Origin of the sequence: Streptomyces sp. NPDC001480 (assembly GCF_042894725.1) — a bacterium.
GTDB lineage: Bacteria > Actinomycetota > Actinomycetes > Streptomycetales > Streptomycetaceae > Streptomyces.
Genome location: NZ_JBIAVX010000018.1, coordinates 73,814 through 85,572, shown reverse-complemented (window position 1 = coordinate 85,572; position 11,759 = coordinate 73,814). Strand labels below are relative to the sequence as shown.

The following is an 11,759-nucleotide window of genomic DNA, read 5'->3' as shown; positions in this document are numbered from 1 at the left end:
GGCACCGGTCCGGCGGGGCGGCGGTCCGGCCGTCCCTGCGGGCACGGGCAAGAGCTGTGCACGCTCGGGCAACGCGGCGGTGCCACGATGGCGCGAGGACGAAGGAGGGGCACCGTGGGACGAGGACACGGCGACACGGCCCTCGTCGGCAGGCTCCGTGAACGGGCGGCGCTGGAGGGGTCCTTGGCCGGCGTGCGGTCCGGGGCGGGCGGCTCGGCGACCGTACTGCGCGGCGACGCCGGCATCGGGAAGACGGCACTGCTGGACTGGACTGCCGTGCGCGCCGCCGAGCAGGGGTTCACCGTCCTGCGGGCCGGGGCCGAAGAGGCGGAGGCGGGTACCGCCTTCGGGGTCCTGCACCAGCTGCTGGGGCCGCTGCTGGAGGACTCGCGGGTGCTGCCCCGGCCGCAACGCCACGCGCTGGAACGGGCGCTGGGGCTGCGGGACGGGCTGCCCTCCGGCGGTTTCATGGTCGGCGCGTCCACGCTGGCCCTGCTCGCTCACGAGGCGCGCCGCCGCCCGGTGCTGATCCTCGTCGACGACCTGCACTGGGTGGACGCCTCCAGTGCCGCCGTCCTGCTCTTCCTGCACCAGCGGATCGGAAACCTGCGTGCGGTCATGGTGTGCGCCGGCCGTCCCGACGGCCGCGCGCTGGAGGGCCGGCCCGTCCGTCCGGTGGACGTGGGGGCGCTGTCGCGCGAGGAGTCGCGTGTGCTGTTGCGGCGACGGCATCCCGGGCTGACGGCGGCGACGGCCGAGCGGGTGCTGGACGAGGCGGCCGGCAATCCGCTGGCCCTGGCGGAGCTGCCCGGCCAGTTGGCCGCCGAGCACCGCAGGGGCGTCGTACCGCTCCCGGAACGCCTCCCGCTCGGTCGGCGGCTGGAGGCGGAGTACGTACGACGGCTGCGCTCGCTGCCCCTGGACGCGGCGCGGGTCCTGCTGCTCGGCGCGCTGGAGGGCAGCGGCGTCGTCCCGGAGGCCGTGCCCGGCGGCCGCGGCGGTGCGGAGCGGACGCTCGGCGACATCGAGGGCAGCGGCCTGGCCCGGCTGGACCACACCGGGCGGCTGGTCTTCCGGCATCCGCTGGTGCGCAGCGCCGTGATCGCCGCCGCCTCGGACGCGGAACGCCGGTCCGCGCACCGGGCGCTGGCCGAGCGGCTCGCCGAGGACGACCCGCGCCGGCTGCTGCACGAGGCGTCGGCCGCCGAGGAGCCGGACGAACGGCTCGCCGCCCGGTTGCAGGAGGCGGGCACCCGGATCGCGCTGCGCGGCGGTGACGCGGAGGGCGCGCTGCTGCTGGACCGCGCGGCGGACCTGAGCGCCGACCCCGCGCACCGGGCGCGGCGGCTGACCTGGGCGGCGGTGATGTCCGCCCGGGGCGGACGGCTGGCGTACGCGGCGCGACTGGTGCGGGAGCTGCGGCGCGGACCGGTGCCCGAGGACGTCGCCCCGCTGTTCGCGTACGCGGTCGTGTACGTCGACCAGAGTCACCATGTCGACTTCGACTCCTCCTTCTCGCTGCTGCCCCGGGCCCTGGACGCGCTGACCGCGCCAGGCGCCCCGGTCTTCGGCGATCTCGTGGAGCAGATGGTCTTCAAGCTGCTGCTGGCCTCCGTGTACACGGGCGACCCGCGGGGGTGGGAGACGCTGCGGCGGCACCGTGAGCAGGTCTCCCCCGCCGCCCGGCTGTGTCTGCGCGCGTGGGCGGATCCGCCGCGCACGGCGCACGGGGCGGAGGCGGAACTGCGGGCGCTGGTGGCGAAGTCGGCGGCGCGACGGGAGACGGGCGGCGCCTGGCTGCTGCTGTGGACGGCCGCCGCGGTCGACGGTGCCGACACCGCCCTGTGGCGGCTCCTCTCCGGGGAGCACGCCTACGCCACCCAGGGCTCCCTGGCGAAGGCGAGGTGCTACCAGGGGTTCCTGCGGGGCCGTTGGGAGGCGGCGCAGGAGTGTCTGCGGGAGGCCGAGACCGCGGAGGAACTGGGTTACCACACCAACGCGCTGCTCTTCCGCCACTACTACGCGCACTTCCTGGCGGGCCGCGGTGACGAGCGGGGTCTTGCTCAGGCGCGGGCGCGGATCGAACCGGCGGCGTCCAGGGCGCGGATGCGGTTCGTCACGGACCGTCTGGACCACCTCGACGCTCTCGTCTCCCTGGCCCACGGGCGGTACGAGGAGGCGTACACCCGGCTGCGCCGGCTGATGGCCCCGGGCGACCTTCCCCATGACGTGCCCTGGTTCCACCTGCCGTTCTTCGACTTCGTGGCCGCGAGCCTGCGCTGCGGGCGGCGGGCCGAGGCGCTGGCGCACGTCGCGGCCGGGCGGGCGGCGCGGATGGACGCGATCTCCGCGCACCACGCGTTCCTGCTGGCCGCGGCGACCGCGCTCACGGCCGAGGACGACGCGACAGACGCCGCAGACGCCGCTTACGCGGCGGCCTATGCCGTGCCGGGCGCCGGCCAGTGGGTGTTCGACCTGGCCCGGCTGCGGCTGGCGGACGGTTCCCGGCTGCGCCGCCTGGGCCGGCGGGCGGAGGCGGACGACCGGCTGCGGGCCGCGAGCCGCGCCTTCAGGGATCTGGGCGCCGGTCCCTGGGAGGAGCAGTGCCGGGCCGCGCTCGGCACCCCCGGTGACACCGGCGCGCCGGGCCCCGGTCCGCTCACGGCGCAGGAGCTGCGCATCGCCCGCCTCGTCGCCACCGGGCTGACGAACAAGGAGGTCGGTGCCGAGCTGCGGCTGTCGCCCCGGACGGTCGGGGCGCACCTGTACCGCATCTTCCCGAAACTGGGGATCACCTCGCGGGCGGCCCTGGCGCGGGCCCTGCCGGAGGACCGGGCCGGTGCCGGGTCTCCGCCAGGGCCCGTGCCACTCCGCCGCGGGTCGTGATGCCGAGCTTGGGGAAGATCTTGTAGAGGTGGGCGCCGACGGTACGCGGTGACAGTCCGAGCCGCTCGCCGATCCGGCGGTTGGTCAGCCCCTGGGCCGCCAGCTCGGCGATCCGCAGTTCCCGTGCGGACAGCAGCGGATGCGGTACGCCGGCGTCGTCCGGCGCCCCGCTGCCCGGGGCCGGCCCGTCGAGGGCGCGGGCGGCCTGTTCCGCCCAGGGGGTGGCGCCGAGGCGGGTGAAGACGGTGAGCGCGGCCCGGAGGTGACCGGCGGCGGCCTCGCCCCGGCCGGCGCGGTGGAGCCGTCCGCCGTGGGCGAGTTGGGCCCGGGCGAGCGGGAAGGGCCGGCCGGCGGCGCCCGGGTGGGCGTACACGGCCTCGAACATTGCGTCCACGTCCTCGTCCGCGGCCGCGAGGGCCTCCGCGACGGCCACCAGGAAGCCGTGGTGGTCCGAGACGCGGGCCATTCCGGCTGCCCGGACCGCCCGCAGGTGGCGCCGGGCCTCCTCCGGCCGCCCGCTGTCGACGGCGGCCTGCACCCAGTCGACCAGCGACAGGTGGAACCAGGGGGTGCGGGAGGGGACGGTGCCGGGCGGGGTCAGGCGGCGCGCGTACCGCCAGGCCTCCTCGGTCCGGCCGTGACCGAGCGCGCACAGCACCTCCAGCGCCCGCAGCCGCTCGGTGACGCGACGCATCCGCCGCTCCCGCGCCATGGTCCCGAGGGTCGGTTCCAGCGCGGCGAGACCGGCGCGGTCCCCGCGGGCGGCGAGCACCTGGGCGACGTTCAGCAGGAACAGCATCTCGTCGAAGGCGTGGCCGTGGGCGGCCGAGACCTCGGCGCCCCGGCGGGAGGCGGTGAGCGAGGCCTCCCAGCGGCCGCGCAGGAAGTCGTCGTGCGCGCGCAGGACGTCGACGAAGGCCCTGAGGGCGTACGCCTGGTGGGTTTCGAAGCGGCCGCACAGCGCGTCGTGCTCGCCTACGACGTCGAGCGCGGCGGCCGTCCACAGCAGGAGCCGGGCCGTGGCGCTCGCCCCGTCCTCGGGCAGGGCGGCCACCGCATCGCGCAGCCGGTCCGGCAGGTCGCTGTCGTCCCGGTACGGCCCCGACCAGGCCCGCAAACACAGCGCCGCCGGCTCGGAGGCGCCGGTCATGTGGTGTTCGGCGGCGGCCCACGCCCGCTCGTCGCCGGTGTGGACGGCGACGACGACGAGCAGGAACAGCATCGGCTCGCGCAGCCCGGCGCGCGGCTCCCCGGCCCCCGGCGCGGCAGGGTGGTCGAGGGCACCGGGCAGCAGTTCGACGGCGGGTGTCGGGTCGCCGTCGAGCTGGAGGCGGGCGCAGGCGACGGCGAACGCGTGCGCGGCGGCGGGCGCGGGCCGTCCCGGGCGGGCCTCGGTCTCGGCCTCGGCGGCGAGGTCCGCCGCCGCGTGCGGCCGTCCGCCCCGGGCGGCCATGGCGGCGGCGGCGACGAGGCGCGCGGCCCGGCTCGCCGGGTCCGCGCTCAGGCCGGCCGCCCGCGCCATCAGGGCCGCCGCCTCGGTGTCCGCGCCGTGCGCGGCCGTGCGGTCGGCCTCCGCGTGCAGCAGCTCGGCCAGTTCGCCGTCGGGGCCGACGGCGGCGGCCGCCCGGTGGGTGAGCCGCCGGGGGCTGTCGGCGGGGAGGGCGGCGGCGAGGAGACGGTGTGCCGCGCGGCGCTCGGCCGGTGCGGCGGTGTGCGGCAGGCAGGCCCGCACGAGTGGATGGTGGAACACCAGACGGCCGGCGGCCGGGTCGGCGTGGGCCAGCCCGGAGGCCTCGATGTGCGCCCAGGTCTCCGTCCAGGGCGCGACCGCGTCGCGTGCCGTGACGTCCCTCAGCACCGACAGTCGCTGCGTGAACCTCCCGCCGAGGGCAGCCACCAGCAGCAGCTGCCGGGCGCCGTCCGGGAGGGCCCGCAGCCGGTCCTCGTAGAGGCGTCCGAGACGTTCGCCCAGCGGCGGTTCGTCGAAGAGTTCGGCGATCCCGGCCGTTCCCGGGGCCGGCAGCTCGTGCAGGGCGAGCGGGTTGCCGCCGGCGGTGCGCAGGACCCGGCGGCGCGTGTCCTCGGGCAGGCCCGGGTGGAGGGCGCGCAGCAGCCGCTCGGCGTGCCGCTCGGTCAAGGGCGTCAGGTCCATCACCCGGCCGGGCGGGCCGTCGGCGCCGTCACCGCTGAGCCGGGCCGTGGCTCCGGTGGGCCGGGTCGCGCCGATGACGACGACGGGCAGCGGGGCCAAGTGCCGCCGGACGTGGTCGAACACGGCGAGGCTGGCCGGGTCGGCCCACTGGAGGTCGTCCAGGAGCAGGGCGACGGGCCGGTGCGCGGCGGCCCGGGCGAGCAGGGTGAGGGCGGCGCCGGCCACCGTGGAGCCGTGCGGCGGTGTGCCCTCCCGTACGCCCAACGCGCTCTCCAGAGCGTGCCGTTGGCCCTCCGGCAGGGCGTCGGTGTCGTCGAGCAGCGGCCAGAGCACCTGGTGCAGGGCGGCGAACGGCAGGCCCGACTCCGCCTCGGCGCCGGTCATCCGCAGCACGCGCAGACCGGCGCGCCGGGCCGCGGCCCCGGCCGCCTTCAGCAGCGCGGTCTTCCCCATCCCGGGATCGCCCCGCAGCACGATCCACGTCCCGGCGGCCGCGATGTCCGCCAGGGCCGACTCGATCACGGCGATCTGCGCGTCCCGACCGGCCGGCACCGGCCCCGCGTCCGGTTCCCCGGGCATGCCCGCAGCGCTCATGAGCCCCCGTTACCCCGCCCTCGTTCCGCACCGCCCGGCCGCTCACCCAGTAGACCAGACGGCGTCGGGCGAGATGTAGCGCACATCCGCGCGCCCGCGTGAAGCGGCGCTCGACGGGCAGCAGAAATCCCGGCGACTCGCACCACAGAAGGGGGACAAGATGGCGTTCTTCACGATTTCCAGGCATCGTCCCCTGGTCCTGCTGTCCTCGACGGACCTGGCCATGGAGTACGAGCGGCTGGAGCAGGAGAGTGCGCAGCTCAGACAGGCCGTCACCTCGCACGCCGTCATCGACCAGGCGATCGGTGTGGTGGTGGCCGTGGGCCGGATCGCCCCGGAGGAGGGCTGGCGCGTCCTCAGGGACGTCTCGCAGCGCACGAACACGAAACTGCGCACCGTCGCCGATCACGTCCTGGTCTTCGGGCAGGGCGGCACCCTGCCGGAGCCGATGCTCACCGAACTGAAGTCGGCACTCGCCCGCTACGGGATCCACGGCCGTACGACACCCGCACAGCCCGACGAGGTGTGAGCCACCGGTCCCGGCCGTCTCCCGGCACCGTTTCGGGCGAGCGGTGGACGGGCACCCGTGCCAGGCTCGGAAGAGAGCGCTCCGGGTGAGGGGCGGGACTTCGCCGTGCACGAGCCGCGAGCGAGGAGGTTCCCGATGGACCGGGACAACCAGTGGTACGGACCGCAGCCGGACGTGGCCGGTGCCGCCGGGTACGCCGACGCCCCGCCGCGCATGGGGTTCTTCACGGACACCTCCGTCTGCATCGGCTGCAAGGCGTGCGAGGTGGCCTGCAAGGAGTGGAACGCCGTGCCCGAGGACGGCCTGGAGCTGACGGGCATGTCGTACGACAACACCCAGGGCCTCGGCGCGGACACCTGGCGGCATGTGGCCTTCATCGAGCAGCGCAGGGTTCCGGTCGGCGCGGAGCCCGGGACCGGTGAGGAGGGCGTCGACGTCTTCGAGGCGGCGCACGGTCTCGGCGCACCGGCCGGGACGATCGCCCCCGTGGCCCCCGACGGCCGGACCGAGCTGCGCTGGCTGATGTCCTCGGACGTCTGCAAGCACTGCACGCACGCGGCCTGCCTCGACGTGTGCCCCACCGGCTCGCTGTTCCGGACCGAGTTCGGGACGGTGGTCGTCCAGGAGGACATCTGCAACGGCTGCGGGTACTGCGTGCCGGCCTGCCCGTACGGCGTCATCGACCAGCGCAAGGGTGACGGGCGCGCCTGGAAGTGCACGCTGTGCTACGACCGGATCGGTGCCGGGACGGAACCGGCCTGCGCCAAGGCGTGCCCGACCGACTCGATCCAGTTCGGCCCGCTGGACGAGCTGCGCGAGCGGGCGGCGGGCCGGGTGGCACAGCTGCACGCGGCCGGGGCGACCGAGGCCCGGCTGTACGGCGAGAGCCCGCAGGACGGCGTCGGCGGCGACGGGGCGTTCTTCCTGCTGCTGGACGAGCCGGAGGTCTACGGTCTGCCACCGGACCCGGTGGTCACCACCCGGGACCTGCCCGCGATGTGGCGGCATGCCGCGGCGGCGGCCGTCTCGCTCGTGGCGATGGCCGCCGTCAGCTTCGCCAGGAGGCCGCGATGACCGGTTCGGACGTCACCCGCGACGGTGTGCAGGGGGCGCGACCCGCGCGGGAGGCCGCGCCGGGGGCCCAGGGCGGACGGCGGCGGCGACGCCGGGGAGGCGGCGGACGCGGCGAGCAGGCCATGGTGCCGGACGCCGAGTTCTCGTCGTACTACGGCCGGCCGATCCTGCACGAGCCGACGTGGAAGGCACTGGACATCGCCGGATACCTGTATCTCGGCGGGCTCGCGGGTTCCTCCTCGCTGCTCGCCGCCGGGGCGCAGGCCACCGGGCGGCCCGCGCTCGCCCGGCCGGCGAAGCTGGGCGCGGCCGGCGCCATCACGCTCTCCCTGGGCGCGCTCGTCCACGACCTGGGGCGGCCCGCCCGGTTCCTGAACATGCTGCGCGTCTTCAAGCCCACCTCGCCGATGAGCGTGGGGTCGTGGCTGCTGGCCGGCTACGCACCGCTCACGGCGGTCGCGGCGGCCACCGATGTCGCGGGCCGTTACCGGCTCGTCGGTTCGGCCGCGACGGCGGCGTCCGCGGTCCTCGGTCCGGCGGTCGTCAGCTACACCGCCGTGCTGATCGCGGACACCGCCGTGCCGTCCTGGCACGAGGGCTTCCGGCAGCTGCCGTTCGTCTTCGCGGGCTCGGGAGCGAGCGCGGCGGCCGGGCTGGCCCTGGTCTGCTCCCCGGTGGACCAGGCGGGGCCCGCGCGCCGCCTGGCGGTCCTCGGAGCCGCGCTGGAGCTGGGGGCCTTCCGGGCGATGAAGCGGCACATGGGTCTGATGGCCGAGCCGTACGAGCAGGGCAGGGCGCAGGTGCTACTGCCGACGGCGGAGCTGCTGACGGCGGGCGGGGCCGCGCTGGCCGCCTGTGCGGGACGGTTCCGGGACCGGCGGCTCGCGGTGCTGGCGGGCGCCGCCCTGCTGACGGGTTCCGCCGCGCTGCGGTTCGGCGTGTTCCACGCCGGGGTGGCCTCCGCGCGGGACCCCAGGTACACGGTCGTACCGCAGCGGGAGCGAGTGGCGTCCCGCACCGGCTGACGGCTCCCTTTCAGGAGCGGAAGCCGCCGACCGCGACACCCGCACCCGCACTGGCACCGTGGCGGGACGGTCGGCGCACCGCCCCGCTGACAACCGCGTTTTCAGCGGTCGCCCTCCGGGTACCTGGGCGACGGATGCCGGGGCGGCCCCGCGGCGGGACACTGTCCGCAGGAGGAGCGGGAGAACCGCCGGCACGGCATCCGGCACCGAAAGGGCGCAGGGCATGGGCGTACGCACCTGGATCGACTCCTGGCCGGTCTACCGCCAGCTCACGGGCACCGACCCGCTGGGCCGCGGGGCCGCCGCCAAGAGCGGGACCAGTGCGCGCCGCACCCCGCGGATCGCCACCGCCGACCGGGTGGTGAAGTCGGTGTGCCCGTACTGCGCGGTGGGCTGCGGCCAGAACGTCTACGTACAGGACGGCCGGGTCACCCAGATCGAGGGTGACCCCGACTCCCCCATCTCGCGGGGGCGGCTGTGCCCGAAGGGCTCGGCGAGCCTCCAGCTGACCACCGGTGACGCCCGTGAGTACCAGGTGCTCTACCGGCGCCCGCACGGCACCGACTGGGAGCGCCTCGACCTCGACACGGCCATGCACATGATCGCCGACCGGGTCATCGCGGCGCGGCGCGCCGGCTGGCAGTGGGAGGTCGACCAGGTCCGTACGCGGCGCACCCTCGGCATCGCCAGCCTGGGCGGAGCGACGCTGGACAACGAAGAGAACTACCTGATCAAGAAGCTGTTCACGGCGCTCGGGGCGATCCAGATCGAGAACCAGGCCCGCATTTGACACTCCTCCACCGTTCCCGGTCTGGGAACCTCGTTCGGACGCGGCGGCGCGACCACCTTCCAGCAGGACCTCCAGAACTCCGACTGCATCGTCATCCAGGGCTCGAACATGGCCGAGTGCCATCCGGTCGGGTTCCAGTGGGTGATGGAGGCCAAGGCCCGCGGCGCGAAGGTGATCCACGTCGACCCGCGCTTCACCCGCACCAGCGCGCTGGCCGACCTGCACGTGCCGCTGCGCGCGGGCACGGACATCGCCTTCCTCGGCGGGATCATCAACTACGTCCTCGCCAACGACAAGTACTTCCACGACTACGTCGTGGCCTACACCAACGCGCCGGTGATCCTGCGCGAGGACTTCCAGGACACCGAGGACCTGGACGGCGTCTTCTCCGGCCTGGACACCGACACCCGCAGCTACGACAACCACACCTGGCAGTACGAGGGCCTGGACGTGGCGGCCGCCGCGGGCCAGCGCGACGACCACTACGAGGAACGCACCGCCGGCGGCAGCACGGTGAGCGAGGCCGCGCGCGGCGAGGCGCACGGCGCGGGCGGCGCGGCGATCGGCGAGGGCGAGCCGGAGCGGGACGAGTCGCTGACCGACCCGCGCTGTGTCTTCCAGGTGCTCAAGCGGCACTACGCCCGCTACACGCCGGAGATGGTCGAGCGGATCTGCGGGGTGCCGCAGGACGTGTTCCGCCGGATGTGCGAGCTCGTCACGGAGAACTCCGGACGGGACCGGACCACGGCCTTCGCCTACGCGGTCGGCTGGACCCAGCACACGGTGGGCGTCCAGTACATCCGCGCGGCCTCCGTCCTGCAGAGCCTGCTCGGCAACATCGGCCGGCCGGGCGGCGGCATCCTCGCGCTGCGCGGGCACGCCTCCATCCAGGGCTCGACGGACATCCCCACCCTGTTCAACCTGCTCCCCGGCTACATCCCGATGCCGCACGCCCACCAGAACCAGGACCTGGACGCCTTCGTAAGGGCGGACGCGGCGCCCAAGGGCTACTGGGGCAACATGCGCTCCTACCTGGTGAGCCTGCTCAAGGCGTACTGGGGTGACGCCGCGACGGCGGAGAACGACTTCTGCTTCGACTACCTGCCGCGCCTGACGGGCTCCCACTCGACCTATGAGACCGTCATGGCCCAGCTGGAGGGCACCTGCAAGGGCTACTTCCTCATCGGTGAGAACCCGACCGTCGGCTCGGCCAACTGCAAGCTCCAGCGGCTGGGCATGGCCAACCTGGACTGGCTGGTCGTGCGGGACTTCTCCCTGATCGAGTCGGCCACCTGGTGGAAGGACGGGCCGGAGATCGAGACGGGTGAGCTGCGCACCGAGGACATCGGCACCGAGGTGTTCTTCCTGCCCGCCGCCGCGCACACCGAGAAGGACGGCAGCTTCACCAACACCCAGCGGCTCCTCCAGTGGCACCACCAGGCGGTCGAGCCGCCCGGTGAGGCGCGCAGCGACCTGTGGTTCACCTACCACCTCGGGCGGATCATCCGGGAGAAGCTCGCCGGGTCCACCGACCCGATGGACCGGCCGGTGCTGGACCTGACCTGGGACTACCCCACCAAGGGCTTCCAGGCCGAGCCGGACGCGGAGGCCGTCCTCGCAGAGATCAACGGCCGCGACGGCGACGGCAGCCCCCTGTCCTCGTACGAGCAGCTGAAGCCCGACGGCTCCACCGCCTGCGGCTGCTGGATCTACTGCGGGGTGTACGCCGACGGCGTCAACCAGGCCGCCCGCCGCACACCGGGCCAGGAGCAGGACTGGGTCGCGGCGAAGTGGGCCTGGGCCTGGCCGGCCAACCGGCGCGTCCTGTACAACCGCGCCTCGGCCGACCCGGACGGCAAACCCTGGAGCGAGCGCAAGGCGCTGGTGTGGTGGGACGCGGAGCAGGGAGAGTGGACCGGCCACGACGTCCCCGACTTCAAGAAGGACAAGTCCCCCGGCCACCGGCCGCCGCCCGACGCGGAGGGCCCCGAGGCGCTGTCGGGCACCGACGCGTTCATCATGCAGGCCGACGGCAAGGCCTGGCTGTACGCGCCGTCCGGGCTGACCGACGGCCCGCTGCCGACGCACTACGAGCCGCAGGACTCGCCGTTCCCCAACCTGCTGTACGGCCGGCAGCGCAACCCGGTACGGCAGTTGCTGCCGGCGCACCCGGACAACCGCTACCAGCCGAGCGCCGGCGAGCCCGGCACCGAGGTGTTCCCGTACGTCGCCACGACCTACCGGCTCACCGAGCACCACACGGCGGGCGGCATGTCCCGCTGGCAGCCCTATCTGGCGGAGCTCCAGCCGGAGTTCTTCTGCGAGGTGTCGCCGGAACTCGCCGCCGAACGCGGCCTTGAGCACACCGGCTGGGCGACGATCGTCAGCGCGCGGGGCGTCATCGAGGCGCGGGTGCTGGTCACCGACCGGGTCGTGCCGCTGACCGTGCACGGGCGCACCCTGCACCAGGTGGGGCTGCCCTACCACTGGGGGCCGAACGGCTACAGCACCGGCGACGCGGCCAACGAACTGGTGCACCTGTCCCTCGACCCCAACACCCACATCCAGGAGACGAAGGCGTTCGCCGTCGACATCCGGCCGGGCCGCCGCCCCCGGGGGCCGGCCGCCGTGGAGCTGGTGCGGGTCTACCGGGCGCGGGCGGGCATCGACGAGCGGACCGGCACGGAGCCGTGATCAGCTGAGCACGGT

At 74.9% G+C, this 11,759-nt stretch carries 6 protein-coding genes; 5 read left to right on the top strand and 1 reads right to left on the bottom strand.

Going from position 1 to position 11,759, the window contains the following annotated elements:
• Positions 1-114 precede the first annotated feature (114 nt).
• Positions 115-2,886 (top strand): ATP-binding protein, encoded by a 2,772-nt coding sequence (locus ACFY01_RS36400; protein ID WP_390740039.1) that lies wholly within the window; start codon positions 115-117, stop codon positions 2,884-2,886.
• Here the strand turns inward: ACFY01_RS36400 and ACFY01_RS36395 are convergent.
• Entirely contained in the window at positions 2,792-5,632 is a 2,841-nt protein-coding gene (locus tag ACFY01_RS36395; protein WP_390740038.1) for an AAA family ATPase, read from the bottom strand. The two genes, ACFY01_RS36400 and ACFY01_RS36395, sit on opposite strands and share 95 nt — an antisense overlap.
• 160 nt (positions 5,633-5,792) lie before the next feature.
• On the opposite strand from ACFY01_RS36395, the gene ACFY01_RS36390 reads away from it, so the two are divergent.
• From ACFY01_RS36390 to fdh, 4 genes are all read left to right on the top strand, one after another.
• Positions 5,793-6,161 (top strand): ANTAR domain-containing protein, encoded by a 369-nt coding sequence (locus ACFY01_RS36390; RefSeq protein WP_390740037.1) that lies wholly within the window; start codon positions 5,793-5,795, stop codon positions 6,159-6,161.
• A 135-nt stretch (positions 6,162-6,296) separates the two neighbouring features.
• Positions 6,297-7,235, top strand: a complete 939-nt coding sequence (locus tag ACFY01_RS36385) for a 4Fe-4S dicluster domain-containing protein (protein ID WP_390740036.1) — start codon at positions 6,297-6,299, stop codon at positions 7,233-7,235.
• Entirely contained in the window at positions 7,232-8,260 is a 1,029-nt protein-coding gene (gene nrfD, locus ACFY01_RS36380) for an NrfD/PsrC family molybdoenzyme membrane anchor subunit (protein WP_390740035.1), read from the top strand. The genes ACFY01_RS36385 and nrfD overlap by 4 nt, the downstream gene beginning before the upstream one ends.
• Before the next feature lie 223 nt (positions 8,261-8,483).
• Positions 8,484-11,744 (top strand): formate dehydrogenase, encoded by a 3,261-nt coding sequence (gene fdh, locus ACFY01_RS36375; protein WP_390740034.1) that lies wholly within the window; start codon positions 8,484-8,486, stop codon positions 11,742-11,744.
• Positions 11,745-11,759 lie beyond the last annotated feature (15 nt).